The sequence below is a fragment of the Streptomyces sp. genome (assembly GCF_031178505.1).
Taxonomy (GTDB): Bacteria; Actinomycetota; Actinomycetes; order Streptomycetales; family Streptomycetaceae; genus Streptomyces; species Streptomyces gulbargensis.
This window is the reverse complement of sequence record NZ_JAPSIW010000007.1, coordinates 26,918-41,738: the sequence shown is the minus strand read 5'-3', so window position 1 is coordinate 41,738 and position 14,821 is coordinate 26,918. Positions and strand designations below refer to the sequence as shown.

At 69.1% G+C, this 14,821-nt stretch carries 13 protein-coding genes; 6 read left to right on the top strand and 7 right to left on the bottom strand.

Translation table 11 applies throughout. The annotated features are described in order from the left end of the window. Positions 1-209: 209 nt before the first annotated feature. The 7 genes from RIF68_RS01975 to RIF68_RS01945 form a co-directional block, all read right to left on the bottom strand. Entirely contained in the window at positions 210-563 is a 354-nt protein-coding gene (locus tag RIF68_RS01975) for a hypothetical protein (RefSeq protein WP_309049336.1), read from the bottom strand. A 147-nt stretch (positions 564-710) separates the two neighbouring features. Then, on the bottom strand, positions 711-1,829 hold the full coding sequence (locus tag RIF68_RS01970) for a site-specific integrase (RefSeq protein ID WP_309049335.1): 1,119 nt from the start codon (positions 1,827-1,829) through the stop codon (positions 711-713). Positions 1,830-2,014: 185 nt separating this feature from the next. Next, positions 2,015-2,503 (bottom strand): DUF6233 domain-containing protein, encoded by a 489-nt coding sequence (locus RIF68_RS01965; RefSeq protein WP_309049334.1) that lies wholly within the window; start codon positions 2,501-2,503, stop codon positions 2,015-2,017. Between the two features lie 325 nt (positions 2,504-2,828). Next, positions 2,829-4,082, bottom strand: a complete 1,254-nt coding sequence (locus RIF68_RS01960) for a DUF6545 domain-containing protein (RefSeq protein WP_309049333.1) — start codon at positions 4,080-4,082, stop codon at positions 2,829-2,831. Then, positions 4,082-4,636 carry a hypothetical protein gene (locus RIF68_RS01955; protein ID WP_309049332.1) on the bottom strand — a complete coding sequence of 185 codons (555 nt, stop codon included), beginning with the start codon at positions 4,634-4,636 and terminating at the stop codon, positions 4,082-4,084. The genes RIF68_RS01960 and RIF68_RS01955 overlap by 1 nt, the downstream gene beginning before the upstream one ends. Before the next feature lie 338 nt (positions 4,637-4,974). Continuing rightward, the gene (locus tag RIF68_RS01950; RefSeq protein ID WP_309049331.1) at positions 4,975-6,234 is read right to left on the bottom strand and encodes a cytochrome P450; all 1,260 of its coding nucleotides are present in this window, start codon (positions 6,232-6,234) and stop codon (positions 4,975-4,977) included. Continuing rightward, complete coding sequence (locus RIF68_RS01945; RefSeq protein ID WP_309049330.1) at positions 6,234-7,214, bottom strand: hypothetical protein; 981 nt, start codon at positions 7,212-7,214, stop codon at positions 6,234-6,236. Before RIF68_RS01945 ends, RIF68_RS01950 begins: the two co-directional genes overlap by 1 nt. A 517-nt stretch (positions 7,215-7,731) precedes the next feature. On the opposite strand from RIF68_RS01945, the gene RIF68_RS01940 reads away from it, so the two are divergent. The 6 genes from RIF68_RS01940 (at position 7,732) to trpA (ending at position 14,803) form a co-directional block, all read left to right on the top strand. Beyond that, positions 7,732-8,349, top strand: a complete 618-nt coding sequence (locus RIF68_RS01940) for a hypothetical protein (protein WP_309049329.1) — start codon at positions 7,732-7,734, stop codon at positions 8,347-8,349. A 1,270-nt stretch (positions 8,350-9,619) separates the two neighbouring features. Next, complete coding sequence (locus RIF68_RS01935) at positions 9,620-10,795, top strand: MFS transporter (protein ID WP_309049328.1); 1,176 nt, start codon at positions 9,620-9,622, stop codon at positions 10,793-10,795. A 21-nt stretch (positions 10,796-10,816) separates the two neighbouring features. Beyond that, positions 10,817-11,206, top strand: a complete 390-nt coding sequence (locus tag RIF68_RS01930) for a hypothetical protein (protein WP_309049327.1) — start codon at positions 10,817-10,819, stop codon at positions 11,204-11,206. Between the two features lie 128 nt (positions 11,207-11,334). Next, positions 11,335-12,603, top strand: coding sequence for an ATP-grasp domain-containing protein (locus RIF68_RS01925; protein ID WP_309049326.1), 1,269 nt, complete (start codon positions 11,335-11,337; stop codon positions 12,601-12,603). Positions 12,604-12,629: 26 nt separating this feature from the next. After that, complete coding sequence (locus tag RIF68_RS01920; protein ID WP_309049325.1) at positions 12,630-13,910, top strand: hypothetical protein; 1,281 nt, start codon at positions 12,630-12,632, stop codon at positions 13,908-13,910. Positions 13,911-13,966: 56 nt separating this feature from the next. Further along, positions 13,967-14,803 carry a tryptophan synthase subunit alpha gene (gene trpA / locus RIF68_RS01915; protein WP_309049324.1) on the top strand — a complete coding sequence of 279 codons (837 nt, stop codon included), beginning with the start codon at positions 13,967-13,969 and terminating at the stop codon, positions 14,801-14,803. Positions 14,804-14,821: the final 18 nt, after the last annotated feature.

Here is a 14,821-nt window from a genome sequence, read left to right as displayed (position 1 = left end):
CCCCTTCTCCGGGCGGGCCGTTCCCTCCCGACATCAGAAAGTTAGCACCCCCCTAAGTATTTAAGCAAGGGGGGTCCTAAGAATGGCCTGCTCTTCTTGGTTCCGCACCTGATGTCAACGGCGCAGCCGGCTAGAAAGGGCACGCCGTGGTGACAGTGATCCGAGTTGGGCGACACCGGGCCTGAGTGCCGGGGTCTGAACGGCTCAGGTCACCCAAGCACCCGCCAGGGCTCGCGCCCGTCCTCGTCGGGGCCCGGCCGGGCATCCCTGCTGGGGTCGAAGCTCTCGTAGGCTTCTTGCAAATATTCCGCCGACAGGTGCGACTCGTTGGCCAGGTCCTCAAAGGTGTGCCCCTGGGAGAGCGCGAGCTTGATGGCTTCGTACAGGGAGCGTTGTACTGAGCGGCTGGCCTGTACGAGGTCGGCGACAGCGTCCGGCAGGCGGCCGTCATGCACACTACGGCGCGCGTTGTCGTCGATCATTTGGGCTGCCACGGTCAGCCCGGCGTCCACCCACTTAACTTCCTCGGAGAGCCGCTTGGTCACCTTTCGGGAAATACGCATGTCGGCACCGTAGTGGCCTGTCGACTTCTCCTATACCACTGCCGGAACGCACGGCGGCCGCGGCGAGGGGGCCGTCCGCCATCACGCTCCTTTGAGCAGACCTTCCCCGAAAGGGGTGCGTGAGGTTGGGGCCCCGGCTGCCCGGCGCTAAGCGGTCATGTCGAGCCACCGGTCCAGGTGGCTGCGGAACTTCGCCACGCCGGCGGCCGCATGGCGGGCCCGGCGTTCCTGATCGCCGCGGCGACGGATGTAAGACATCGTCGTTGCCGGGTCTCGGTGCCCGGCGAATTCCTGAATTTCGGGCAGCGGTACGCGGTCGTCGTTCATGTGGGTCAAGCGACTTACGCGCAGGACGTGGGGGGTGAGGTCCCGGCCGGGGAGGACACCGGCTCGTTTCCCCACCCGGGTCAGGATGCGGTCCACGTCGTGCCGGTCCAGGCGCCGCCCTTCGGAGTCCAGCAGCAGCGGCCCCTCCGTGCGGCCGTCGACGAGACGGAGCAGCAGTTCGTGAAGGTCGCGGAGGTCTGGGAGGTCGGGAGGGAGCTGCCATTGCCGGCCCTGGCCGCCCTTGCGGGTCAGGTCGATCATGGGTGTCCGACCGCTGTGGAGGTCCTCGACGTCGGCCTTGCACCACTCGGAGACGCGTCCGGCGAAGGTGTAGACGATGGAGATGACCAGGAAGTCGCGGAGGCACTCCGCCCATTCGAGCAAGGCGTTGAGGTCCTCGACTTCGATCATGGGCGTGGCGGTTGTTTCATCGTGCCGATCGATCCTCCGGCGGTGTCTGCGGGTGACCGGGTTGGGGATGTAGGTCTGGGACTCCTCGGCAGCGAAGGTCATAAGAGAGGAGAGGGCGGACAGTCTCCGGGCGATGCTGCGGTCTGCCCTGTTGCGTTTCTCCTCGCTGAGCCGCCAGGTGGTGATGTCGCCACGGGCGATGCAGCCGATCGAGAAGCGGTCGTGGCCGAGCTCCTGCGCGAACTGGTGCCAGAACCGCAGGTCGTCGGCGTAATTCCGTTTGCTGTTGATGCTCGGGATCGTGGAGGAGGCAAGCCAGCTCATTACCGTGGTGAAGGTCTCTGCGGTGCAGATATCCCGCAGAATGTCCATGCGGTAGCGGCGCGGGCCCAGACGTCCGTCCGCCGGGTCTCGCGGTGCGACCTGCCCCAGGTCTTCGCGGATCTTGGTGAAGGCTTCCTCTGCCCGGGTGGGCGGCCGAACGACCTCGCCGGCTGGACGCTGAGCGACTTCCGGACGCGGCGTCACGGCTTGACGTCCTCGACAACCTCGGAGAGGGCTGCCAGTGCGTGGCAGCACTCCCTCATGGTGTCGTCCTGCGTGAGCGTCAGAGCTGCCTGCGCGCCGGTCATCTACCTCTCCTTCGTCGCAGTTCTCAAGATATCGGGGCGCACACGGCCTGGGTACGCTGGGCCTGCCGGGAGATACGCGGCTCAGACCAGCGGGGTCAGCGCCGCGGCGGCATCGCACTGCTTGCACGCCTGGGCGCCAGGCAGGCGCAACGCGTCCAGCGCTTCGTGCACGTCGATCTCGTCACTGTCGCCCGCGTCGGGGCAATCCCAGACGTGCACCACGGCCGAGTCACGACCGCCGCCCCGCGTGCGTTCTCGCCGTACTTTGAATGCCCACCGGCCCTCGGCCTGGGCGGGCGGCGAGGGCTCCGGGGGGCGCAGATGGACGGTCGGTACCTGATCGTAGGAGACGCCTTCGATGGGCTTCGCCTGGTCGGCCGTCAGGAAGACGCGGTACTCCGAGGGCGCGACGGTCTCGGTCTCGGGGTCATTTGCCCATAGCGGTAGGCCAACCCAGTACAGCCACCCCGCCCGCTCGAACTGCTGGCGTCGATAGAGTCGGCCCTGGAGGACCTGGCCATCGGGCAAGCTGACCTTGATCGGGGCTGGGGGCGGGTCGGCTTCGGTCATGCCGCCACCGTACGAGGTCAGCCGGTGCCCGGCATGCGTGCCCGCTCTATGATCGCTGGCCGCCCGGTCCGGTCAGGCCTGGCAGCGCGCACAGCGGTAGGGCCGCGGCCTTCTCTGAAGGCCGCGGCCCTACTAGAAACGCTCGATCTATCGGGAGCGGCGCGTGGCAGTGAACGGAGCTGCGACCTTGCGCAGCCATTCACCGACCACAACGGCTCGCATGGCCCAGATGTTCGGCACCGGCATGTGTGCGTCCTCTCGTGTGGGTGGTCATCTGAGACCCTTCCCCGAGCAAGATCGCGGAACACGTCCGGCGGCCGGTCCCTCAACTCGACGACGCGCGAGCAACCGCTTGGACCTGGTGGGCGAGTTCGGCTGCCTCCTGGACGATTCGGTGGTTGAGGAGGCGGGCGGTCTGTACGAGGTGCTGTCGATCGGCGTGGGGCTCGACATCGGCGCCGGGCAGCTTGGCGAGTCTGTTGTCCGCTGCGGGCTGCGCTGCGTCACGCGCTTGAGCTGCGTACAGCACGGTGGCGGCATCCTGCGCCGCTGTGAGATCCCAGCTCCCGTCTGCCGGGGCGCCACCTGGTTGCTCCGTGGCCAGACGTGTGACGGCCGCGGCCGGGACGGGACTCCACCAGGGGCTGAGTCTTCCGCACCCGTCGTGAATCTCTGCCATCAGCGAGTTCAGTTCGAGGCTGGTGTCGAATCCGGTCCACAGTGACCATCGGGGAGCGAGGACGATGTGCGGGTCCGCCTCGACCGCTGGGTCCTTCTTCACGACCAGGTCGTGAAGGGCCAGCAGTGTCCGCCGGTCTCGGCGTTCGGCGCGGCGCGACCGCAGGACCATGGAGGCGAGCGCGACGTTGGCGGCGATGCAGCTGGCGCTGGTTGCCAGCCATGCGCTCTCTGCCACCATCTCCAGGCGCTTGGGGCCGGCTTTCGAGCCCAGCAGGGCAACGGCAGTAAGACCGACGTTGACCAGGTCGAAGCCCAGAGCTACAGCGAACCAGCCGATCGCCCGCCGCAACTCGCCGACGAGACCAGGCCGGACAGGCAGTGACAGTTGTCTGCACTCGCGGACTGTGACGACGACGGTGGTGATGAGGGCTGTCCAGTAGACGAAGTGAAAGGCGACGACTTCCGGGACATGTGCGTAGGTGGCGGCGAATCGCAGTGGGGCGGCCGGGCCGAGCGGGGCATGGAAATACAGAGCGGTCATGGCAGTGATGGCGCCGACGTACACGGGGGCCCAGCGGGCGGCCGTGCGCCGCAGGACTGCTGGACGGCGGCGGTCCTCGTGCCAGAGCTGGGTGAGAAGGTGGGCCTGGCCGACGCAGGTCAGCGTGGCCGCCGGCACCAGCAGGGCGCAAATGTTGGGGGAGCCCACGGCGGCGCCGAGGGCGCGGTATACGACCGGGGTGGCCAGCAGGAAGATCAACCCGGCGATGATGAGCACGGAAGCGGTGAGCCGGAGCGTCCATTCGCGCTGCTGTCGAACGGCGAGTGCCTTCACGACGCCGAGTCCGAGCGTGAGGGCCGCGATGACCAGGTTGATGGGTGTGACGAAGGCTTCCATCAGAGGTATCGACGATTACTGAAGGCCGAGGCGAGGGAGCCTGTGCGCTGGCTGGTGTCGTCCAGGTCGAGCAGCGGCAGCACGACACGGGCGAAAACCTCGCACGTGCGTTCCTCGTCAGCACCGTAGCCGGCGCGGAGCTTCGCGGGTCGGCTGAGGATCTCCTGCCTGACGCTTTCGGGAAGAACCGACATCTGCTCGTGCAGGCTCGCCAGCGTCACACCGTCGAAGTCATCGTGTACGGCGATGGAACTCCCGGGCTGCGTGCCGCACTCGTCGCCAGGACGCAGGTGACGCACCTCGTGCAGCAGGACGTGTGCCTGGTGCCGCCTGCTGATCCTGTCGGTGATGCCGATGTAGTCCACCCCGTGCTCGTCGCTTCCCAGGACCGCGATGCCGCTGACGGTGGGCGGCAGTGAGGACAGCTGGATCGGCTGGACCCTGCGGCCGCGGAGTCCGGCGATGGCGTCCAGGACGTCCTGCACGCTGGCTCCCGGACGCAGGCCGAGGTCGTTGTGGAAGTAGCCGAAGGCGTCTCGGCGCTCTCGGCTCATCGCACGGGATTCACGGAGTGTCTGCCTGGCACGGCTCGTGGCCTCGGTGATGCGGGCGAGGCCGACGCGCCGTGGGGGATGTGCGCCGGTGAGGGACATGGGGCGGATCAGTCCTCCGACCGCGCGGTGGTGTTCCCGGATGTGGAATGAGTCCACGCTGCGTCAGTCCGCGGAGGCCGGTCAAGCGTCCAACGATGATTTCCCCTAGGTCCTCGCACGTTCCCCGCTCCCCTATACGTGACAGGCTGTGCCCGTTGACCTGCGCAGAGACATTACCAGCCAGTCATAACCTGGGCGGAAGGGGCCGGGGCACGCCGCAGCGTGCCCCGGCAAGCCGTTTACGCTGCGGCTGGCGACGTGGTGCAGGGGGACAGCCGGACCCAGAGCGCCGTGTCGCTGTTGGAGGAGTAGGAGCTGATCGGGCCTGCCTCCGGCGCCTGGGACCTGTCGAGGTCGAAGTCCTCGACGAGCCGCGTGAGCGCTGTACGGGCCATCATGCGGGCCAGGGGCGCGCCGATGCAGTAGTGGGCGCCGTGCCCGAAGGCCAGGTGCTGGGCGATGACGCTTCGGCCGGGGTCGTAGGTGTCTGCCATCGGGCCGAAGGCCGTGGCGTCGCGGCCGGTTGCGGCGACGCAGATGACGACTGGTTCACCGGCCAGCACCGTGACGTCGGTTCCCCGAATGGTGGTGTCCTCTGCGGCATAGCGGAACATCACCGTGTTGATCGGGCCGTTCCACCGCAAGGTCTCCTCCACGACCTGGTCGACGGTGACGGTGCCCGATCGCATGGCGTCGATCTGCTCGGGATGGTCGGTCAGGGCCTTGACGGCGTTGGTGATGAGGTTCGCGGTTGTCTCGTGGCCGGCGAACAGGAAGAGCATCAGGGTGGCTATCAGCAGCCCTTCGTCCAGGACGGCGTTCTCGCTGTCCGTGGCAGTGATCAGGGCGGACGTCAGGTCGTCGCTGGGGTTCTGGCGCTTCTCGGCGATCAGGGCACTGATCACGGTGGCGACGCCCATTTTCCCGGCGGTGACCTGTTCGGGTGTGCTGCGGCTGTCGTGGATGGCGGTGTAGTCGCGGGCGAGTGCCTCGCTGGCGCTGAGGTCCAGACCGAACAGCGCGCAGATGATCCGCATGGGGACTTCGAAGGCGAACCTGCGACGTAGGTCGATGTGCTGGTCCGACACCGTGCGGAGATCGCCGAGAAGGGCTTCCACGATGTCGGTGACCTGCGGGCGCAGGCCTTCGACACGGCTCGGCGTGAAGGCCTTGCTCACCAGGCTTCGTAGTTCCCGGTGACGGTCGCCGTCTTCGTTGAGGAGGCCGGGCATGGTGATGAACTCCAGGATGCCCCAGTCTCTGGGGACGTTTCCGGCCCGCAGGGCGCTCCAGTGCAGGGGGTTCTTGCGGAACTGCCGGCCGCCCAGCACTGCTTCGGCTACGGCGCGGTCGCCGGTCGCCCAGGCGCGGACCCCGCCGTCGAGGAGGGTTGGCACGAGCGGTCCCCGTGCGCGCAGGCGGCGCCCTTCGTCAAGGACGTTGGCGGCGTGGGGATCGAGGAGGAACAGCTCGTCGTCGGGGCAGGTGGCCAGGTCCATCAGCGGTCTCCAAGGGGAGCGAGAGTTTCCGCGCGCGTACGGGCCCGTCTGGCGTCCCAGGAGACGGGCAGGCGGGCCGGGATGCGCACGATGATCGAGGGATTCCAGCGGGTGGGCTGGTCGGGGTCGGTCAGATGGAGGTCGTCAAGGCGGGTCCATAGGCGCTCGACACCGCCTTGGACGAGTGCGGAGGCCAGTCCCTGGGCGGGGCACTCGTGGGCTCCGTTGCCCCAGCTGAGGTGACTGGAGTTGTCCTCGGCGTAGGTGGACCGGTGGCTGTCCCCGCCGATCCGGGCGTGGTCGAGGTTGGCGCCGGCCGGGCTGACAACGAGGAGGTCGCCGCGGCGGACGATGGTCCCGTAGAGGTCCGCGTCCGCGGTGGCCACTCGGCCGATGACCTGCTGTACGGGTGTGTGGTCCCACAGCACCTCACGCATCACTCCGGGGATGTGGCGAAGGCCGCTGCGCAGATCGATCCGGGTGTCCTCTGTCCGGGCCAGCAGGGCGCAGGTGTTCGCGGTCCAGGCGGTGCTGCTTCCGACGCCGGCGTTGATGGCGAGCCACACGGTCTCGCGGGTCTCGTCGAAGCTCAGGCCCTCTTCGAGCAGCCAGGTAACAAGATCCGCGCGGGGTTCCTGGCGGCGGCGGTCCACGTGAGCGTTGATGAGGCCGTGGAGTGCGGCGTTGGCGTCGAGTGCCTCTTCGCCTCCGGCTAGAAGGGTGAGGATCGCCTGCTGGAGCCGCTCGCACTCCTGGGCCGGGAAGCCGAAGAGTACAGCCAGTACGGCGCCGGGAAGGGGGATGGCGTACTGGCTGACGATGTCGGCCTGGCCATCGCCGACGAAGCTGTCGATGAGGCCGTCAGCTACCCGGGTGATGGTGGCGCGTAGCCGCCGTTGCCCGATCTTGGCGAGGCTGGTTTTGAAGGCGCCTCGCAGGCGTACGTGCTCCTCGCCGTGAGCGAAGAGCATGTTGCGCATGGGGTGAACGTGAGGGGCCAGTGGCCACCCCTCCGGAAGGCGGCCCTCCTTTGGGATACGCCACTGACTGAGGTCGCGGGTGAAGAGAAGTCCGTCCCGCAGGACTTGGTTGCAGGCGTCGTATCCGGTGACGAGCCAGGCTGGCACGTCACCATCAAGGTGGACGGCAACGACCGGACCGTGCTCGCGCAGGCCTGCGTAAAAGCTGTCCGGATCGTCGACCATCTGCGTGCTGGACAGGGGGACGGCGCCATTGCTGTGAGAGAAGGGGCAGCCTGCCTGTAACGGAACACTGGCAGACGGCCGCTGTTCAGGGTGGAAAGTCATTGCACCGGATTCCGAATCGCCGGTAGGGGGAGGTCCTGATGCTCGGGTTCGGCTCAGGCCTGGATCGTGGTGATCCTGGAGGACTGACAGTTAGACTGTCAACAAATGGATACAGTTCTGGTCGAAGTGATACGGGCTGGATACGCTGCGCCTGCCCGTCCCCTCAGTCACGCCTTCTGGAGACCCTCTCGTGACCGAACTGCCCCGCGAGGTGACCGCGGCCGACATCGCCCAGCTGCTTCAGCGCATCGACGAAGCAGCGGAGCGCATCGGCTACGGCCGTGCGGACGTGCTCGACATCGAGGACATCTCAACGGCGACCGGGATCACACCGGAGCGCGTGCGTGAGCTCCTCGACGGCGCAGAGCCCGAGGTGCCGCCGCGCGCGAAGAAGGAACGTGAGAGCTACTACCGCCAGCTGCTCAAGCAGCGACTGAACCGTCTTCGCGCGGGCCAGAGCTACAGGAAGATCGGGGACGCAGTCGACCTGTCCCACGCGATGATCGGCAATCTCGTGAACGGCACGCGTTCCGCCCAGGTCGACTACAGCAGCCCACTGGAGGAGCTTTACGGGGTCGGTCACGGCTTTCTGTCCAAGCCGGAAGGGCTGGCTCTGGCCGAGCAGCTGACGAAGATCAAGGACGGTCTCATCGCCGCCGCCCTGCATGACCGACTGCTGACTTTGGGCGGGGAACGGGCCGCTCTGCGTCATTCCGGAGACCAGGCCCCCTCACTGGAAACCCTTCTGGACACCCTGGATGACCTGATGTCCCAGAGTCGCCCGTCCAAGGCAGAGCGCGGAGAGTAGCTGCCGCTTCGCCGGGTGTCGCTGTATCCAAATGTTGACAGCGTGCGCGGTGTTACACCAGGATCACGTGTGGCTACTCCGTCGCACAACGCGACGCCGCAGCCGAAAACGTGGTTGCCCTTGTTGGCGCGAGGGCTGCCGAATGCCGCACTATCCCGCAACACGAAGCGAAAATCCGAACCCAAGCCCGAGGTGCTCCAGCCCTGCGTGGTGCGTCACGCAGTATCGGCAGTCACATCGGCCCACAAGCCGCCACGGTCTCGCTCGATCGGGCGGCTGGCCGGCGCCACTGAGCTGAGCACCTTGCACGACTCAGGAGTACTCCGTGGTCACCTCACCGGCCAGGTCTTCGGCCGTCGGCTATGCCCCCGCCACCAGCGCGCGGAGCGCGTTCCATCGGCCTCGACCGCTCGCCGCCCACGGCCGGTAGCCCCACCCCTCTCGTCGCGCACCCCGATCGCCGGATGGCATGCGCATGACATAGAGAGTGGTGGCCGCGACCTGTTGGCGCAGGGCACGGCCACCACTTGATGACTCTCACGAGTCATCCCACACACCCACCAGACAGCCGTTCAACCTCTGGGGGTGCCAGGCGTGTTGCAGCACGCCGTGCACAGGATAGGGCCCCGCTGCGGCAACTCAGCAAGCGCTCCCACACAGCCTTTGCAGCACCCTCAGCACGCCTTCTGACAGGAGGATGCTGTGTCTTGCCCCTTCACTCTCCGTGCCTCGGGCGCTCGTCGCGCTGCGTGTCCGGCCCCAACGGCCGTGCGCGCCCTACAGCCGGCAGCTGCCGACGCCGCGCCCGTCGCCGTCTCGACGGTCACCAGTCCGGGCAGTGCCAGCGCACCCGCGGCTGGCGCCCTCACCGGCACTGCCGCCTGACGTCCCCGGATCGGTCTTCGTCCGGGCGTTCACCGGCGCCCCGGCGCGCCGGCTTCACGAGTCCCCCGGTCGGGTCTTCCCCGTCCTGACCGGGCTCGGCCGAGAGAGCTGCCGTACGGCATCGTCACGGCACCGCGCGTTTCCTCCACGCCGCGAACTCTCCGGCCAGTGGGGCGCCGTCGCCCCCTGACGGCGCCCCACTCCCACTCAACGTCAGGCCTTTACGCCTACCCGAAGCCCCCGGCGATCGACCTTTCGCCGCCCTTCCGTGCCTCTTGGAGCACCTGTGCCCACCACAGACCTGCCTGCTGCAAGACCGACTGCCCAGGAGCCTGCCCCTACACCTGCCTCGCGGACCGGACGGGTCCCCATCGTCTGGGTCCTGGTGATCGGAGCCAGCGTCGTCCGCGCGGCCGGCTTCGCCTACCCATTTCTCTCCTACCGCCTCAGCGAGCTCGCTCTTTCGACCACCGGCATCAGCACGATCCTGGCGGCCTTCGGCGTCGGCTGGCTCGTCGGCCAGATCGCTCTGGGACGACTGGCGGACATCGTCGGCCGACGGGCCGCACTCGTGGGCTCCATGCTGCTCGCGGCGGTCACACTGCCCCTACTGGGCGGACTGTCCCACCCCGTCGCCGTCGCCCTGGCCTCGGCCGTGGTCGGCGCCGTCTACGACGCACCGCGGCCCGTCATCACCGCCGTGGTGGCAGACACCGTCTCCGACGATGCAGCCCGCGCCTCCATCAACGGCTGGAGACACTTCGGAATCAACGTCGGCGCCGCCACCACGGGAGCCGCCGGCGGCCTGCTGTCGGAGACCACCGGCCTGACCGCGCTGTACTGGATCAACGCTGTTGCCTGCGCCGCTTTCGCGCTGACGGCTCTGGCCTGCATGCAGCAGGACCGCCCCACGCCCCGTGGTGCAGCCGCCGTCGGCGGCCGTGACGCCTACCGCACGGCCGTCACGGACGCCCGGCTGTGGCTGCTGTGGCTGGTCAGCCTCGGCGCACTCATTCCCGTAGCCGGCCTCTTCTCCATCCTGCCCCTGCTGATGGACGACGCCGGACTGCCCGCATCGGCCTACGGCTGGACGCAGGTAGCCAGTGCCTGCACGGTCCTCGTCCTGTCCGTTCCCCTCAACCGGTGGCTGGCCCGCAGAGCCTCACGCGGAGCGTCCATGGTCCCGCTCCTGGCCGTGAGCTCCCTGGTCCTGGGAGCCGGTCTTGGCTCCGCCGGCCTCGCCGACTCCACACCGCAGTACGTCATCGCCGCGTGCATCGGCATCCCCGGCGAAATCGTGGTCTTCGTTGCCGCAACCGCGCTCCTCGACCAGATCACCCCGCCGCAGGCCCGGGGACTCTACGCGGGGATCTGGGGCTCCACGCTAGCGGCCGCCGTGATCTGCGCCCCCGCCCTCGCGGGCTGGTCCCTGACCCAGGGCGGTCCACAGCTCGTCGCGGTCACCACCGCCCTGTGCGGCCTCATCGGCGCCGCAGCCTGCCTGCCGCTCGCCGTCCTGATGCACCACCCGCGCACCCACCAAGCCTTGCCCGTCAAGTAACCAGCACCCGAGAGGTCCTTCATGCGTATCACCCGCGTCTTCACCCGCCTGCTGCCCACCGCCGCCCTCGGTGCAGTCGCCGCGCTGGCCCTGAGCACAACCCCGGCAGCCGCCAACAGCGGCTGGTGGTACAGCAGCCTTAACAAGAGCAAGGGCTACTTCACCTCGTACGGGGACAAGACCACCGCCTGCGACATCAACACCGACGGCTACAAGGCCCTCGTCCAGATCCTGACCATCAACGACAGCCTGCTCTACCGCGTCGTCGACAACTACAACGACGGCAAGTGCACCTCCAAGGACGCCAGCTACTTCAACCTCCAGGAGGGCGCGACCTACCAGATCGAGGTGTGCGTGGTGAAGAACGGCGGCCGCCCCCTGGACTGCCGCGCTCACCGGTTCACGGCCTGACCATGCCGGCCGCCTTCCCCACGTTCGGCCCCCCCCTTCATCGCCTGGGGGGGGTCCGGCGGCCGACTCCGGCGCCCCGCAGCGTCACCACCTCCTCACGAGCAATCGACCACTTTCAGGAGACCTCCGTGCCTGCACCCTTCCTGCTCCTGCTCGGGGCGGGCGGCCGCGACGGCGCCCCCTACCGCGAGTCCGTCCTCGCCCGCATCGCGGCCGCGCACTCCGTCGTCCTCGTCGACGCCGCGGCACCCGACTGGGCGACGCGCTACCTGGCCGGTCACATCGAGGCCGACCTGACCGACGCTCACGACGTGGCCGCCGCCGTGAAGACGTTCACCGCGGACCGTGACGTCTGCGGGGTCATGACGTACATGGAGCACCACGTCGTGACCAGCGCCGAACTCGCGCAACAGCTGGGGCTACCGGGCAGCAGCCCACAGGCCATGGCCGCCTGCCGGGACAAGGGCGTCACCAGACGGCTCCTCGACCGACACCAGGTCCCGTCTGCCCGCGCGTTGGAGGCCGATGACGCGTCCCAGGCCGTCGCGCATGCCGACACGATCGGCTACCCGGTCGTGGTCAAACCGCGCGCCATGGCGGGCAGCGCCGGCGTCGTCCGCGCCGACACCGCATCCGAGGTCCGCGTTGCCTACGAGCGGGCCAGCCACGAGACCGTGCTGGGCCTCGATCAGTACGGTCCGGCCGGCGTCCTGGTCGAGGAATGGCTCGACGGACCGGAGATCAGCGTCGAGACAGCGGTCCTCGGCTCGGGAGAGGCCCGCATCCTGGCCGTCACCCGCAAGCTCCCCGCACCGGCCGGCACCACACAGGAATACGGACACGTCGTCGCCGCGTCGGACCCCCTGCTGACCGATGCCGCCCTCGCCCGCGTCATCCAGGGCGCCGTTGACGCGTTGGGCCTGACCTGTGCCGTCCTGTGCGTCGAGGTGATGCTCACGGCATCGGGGCCGCGCATCGTAGAGGTGAACGGCCGGCTGGGCGGTGATCTGCTGCCCCTGCTGGTGCAGCACGCCCTAGGCATCGACCTCGCCCAAGTGGCCGCTGCCCTCGCCACCGGAATGCCCCCGCAGCTGGAGCCCACCGCGGGAGGCGCCGCCGCTATCCGCTTCGCCTACCCCGAGACGTCCGGCGTGCTGGAGCGCGCCGCCTTCCCGCCGGGCCTGCACGCCCTGCCGTTCGTCGAGCGGGCGGTGATCAGCCAGCAGGCCGGCACTCGTGTTTCCGCACCGCCGCACGCCACGCTCTCCGACCGGCTCGCGCACTGGGTCGTGACGGGCGAGTCGGAAGCCACCTGCCGGGAGCTCCTGGACGAGGTGGCCAGCCACCTCGACATCTCGATCGCCACCGCCGCCTACACCGCCAGCTGCACACGCTGAAGCCCCCTCTCCTTGGAGACAGTCCCATGGCCATACCGTCCGCCGCGCTCGTGCTCGCCGCGCGGCCCCGCGCCGCCACCAGCACCGCCGCGGTGGTCGCTCCTCTCCCCGGCTGCCCATACGCCGGAGCCCTCGCACGCCGGGGCGTCCGGACCATCGCCGTCACCCTCGCGTCCCGACTGCGGCCGCTGGATCTGCCAGCCGACGCAGCCAGCCCGTACGCGGGAACTGTCGAGCACCGTGGTTCCCTTCGTCCCACCGTGAAGGCCCTGCGGGCCGCGGGAGTCACCGCCCTCCTGCCGGGCAGCGCCGCCGGTATCGAGCTCGCCGAGCGGATCTCGTGGCATCTCGGCCTTCCGGCCGGGGACCCCGAAGCATCGGCGCTCCGCTACGACCGGGGCGCACAGGCCACGGCGCTGGAACGGGCGGGCGTCCCGGCAGCCCGGACCATCCGTTCCAGCAGTCTCGCTGAAGCGCTCCGGTGGGCGGATGTCGAAAGGCTGGACGGATACACCCTGGCGCCTGCGGCAGCCGGAACGCCCGTGCCCGCCGTGACCTGCGCCACCGACTTGGACATCAGGGCGGCCTGGCCGGCCCTGCGGCGAGCGGCGGCGCGATACTCCGGTTCGGCGCACCTGGTCCTGACCGAGCAGCTTTCCCCCCGCGAGTACGTGATCAACAGCGTGTCCCGTCCCGGCCCCGACGGCTTTCCGGAGCACTGCATCACCGACGTCTGGGCAGAGTCCCGGGGTCGGGACGGGATGCTGGACCGGACCGACCTGCTCGACCGTCACCAGCTCCTCCCCCGCGCCTTGTCGATGTACCTGCTGCGGGCCCTGGACGCCCTTGGGGTGGTCTGCGGCCCGGTGACCAGCCGTGTCGCCTACAGCGAGGGACGCGGCCCTCTGCTGATCTCTGCTCTCGCGGCGCCTCCCACCGCTTCCCTGGCCGATGAGGCACTGCGGGCCGCCACCGGTGAGGACCGCGTCGCGCGAGCACTGGAGGCATGGCTGCCGGCGCCACGTACTGAGCTGAGTTCAGCGCCGGCACCTCCCCGCCGAGTCGTACGCGTCCACCTTCAAGCGCGGGCCGGCGACAGCATCGACCCCTGGCTGGGCCGAATCGTGCGCCAGCTGCCCACGGTGGTCGCCGTCAGCGATGCCCTTCGGGCCAGCACGAACGGCCCCTCCACGACCGGCCAACCGGAGGTCGTTCTCAGCAGCACCGAGCCGGAGGCCGTGGAGGCGGACTACCGCGTCATCAGGGCTCTGGAGCGCGAGGGCCTCTACCGAGTACCCCGGCCGTGAACACGGCGCCGCCGTCCCCACCGCACGCCAATCCACCTGTTCATCGAGAGGCCTTCATGCTCACCTCCACGCCGCCGTCCTGGCCCGCCTCCGCACTCGACCAGGCCCTGGCCAGGAGCAGGTGCCAGCACCGCGCCGCGCTCGGCCTCTACCTCCCGGTCGGCTACCCCACCCACTCCGGCAGTCTCGAAGCGCTACATGCCATGGCGCCCCACTGCGACGTGCTCGAGCTGGGAGTGCCCCACCGGCGTGCCCATCTCGACGGCCCGACCATCCAGCACGCGGCGGCCCAGGCCCTGGACAACGGCTATCGCATGCGGGATCTCTTCACCACGACGGCCGACCTCGCGTCGTCCACTACGGCCGCACTGGTGGTCATGACCTACTGGGCCCCGGTCGAGGAGTACGGGCCTGGGCTCTTCGCTGAAACTTTCTCCGCAGCCGGCGGTGCGGGCGTGCTGGTGCCCGACCTGCCCGACAGTGCGGCCGCCGACTGGCACCGCGCAACCAGGGCGGCGGGCCTCCACAGCATCCCCCTCATCCCGGCCCACGCATCGGACGCCAAACTCACCGCCATCGGCACCAGCAGCAGTGGCATGACATACGCGCCCGCGGCGCCCGGCCGGACCGGCACGGCCGGGCCTCTCAGCCCGTACCTGCCCCGCCTCGTCCGACGCCTTCGTGACGCTACCCGTCTGCCGGTGGCCGTCGGAATCGGCATCAGCACCCCAGCCCGTGCCGCGCAGGCATCCGCCTACGCCGACGCCGTGGTGGTGGGCTCCGCCGTCATCCGTCGCATGCAGGCCGCCACCGGCGACCCTGCCGCGGCCGCAGCAGCGGCCGCACGCGACTTCGCCGCAGGTATTCGCCGCGCGCATCGGCCGGCGGCCTGACCTTCAGACCACTTCCCC

Bases quoted from the DNA above. Each gene is read 5' to 3' on its own strand.
- RIF68_RS01975 (WP_309049336.1), bottom strand. From the start codon at position 563: ATGCGTATTTCCCGAAAGGTGACCAAGCGGCTCTCCGAGGAAGTTAAG.
- RIF68_RS01965 (WP_309049334.1), bottom strand. From the start codon at position 2,503: ATGACCGAAGCCGACCCGCCCCCAGCCCCGATCAAGGTCAGCTTGCCC.
- RIF68_RS01960 (WP_309049333.1), bottom strand. From the start codon at position 4,082: ATGGAAGCCTTCGTCACACCCATCAACCTGGTCATCGCGGCCCTCACG.
- RIF68_RS01955 (WP_309049332.1), bottom strand. From the start codon at position 4,636: ATGAGCCGAGAGCGCCGAGACGCCTTCGGCTACTTCCACAACGACCTC.
- RIF68_RS01950 (WP_309049331.1), bottom strand. From the start codon at position 6,234: ATGGACCTGGCCACCTGCCCCGACGACGAGCTGTTCCTCCTCGATCCC.
- RIF68_RS01945 (WP_309049330.1), bottom strand. From the start codon at position 7,214: ATGCGCAACATGCTCTTCGCTCACGGCGAGGAGCACGTACGCCTGCGA.
- RIF68_RS01930 (WP_309049327.1), top strand. From the start codon at position 10,817: ATGCGTATCACCCGCGTCTTCACCCGCCTGCTGCCCACCGCCGCCCTC.
- RIF68_RS01920 (WP_309049325.1), top strand. From the start codon at position 12,630: ATGGCCATACCGTCCGCCGCGCTCGTGCTCGCCGCGCGGCCCCGCGCC.
- trpA (WP_309049324.1), top strand. From the start codon at position 13,967: ATGCTCACCTCCACGCCGCCGTCCTGGCCCGCCTCCGCACTCGACCAG.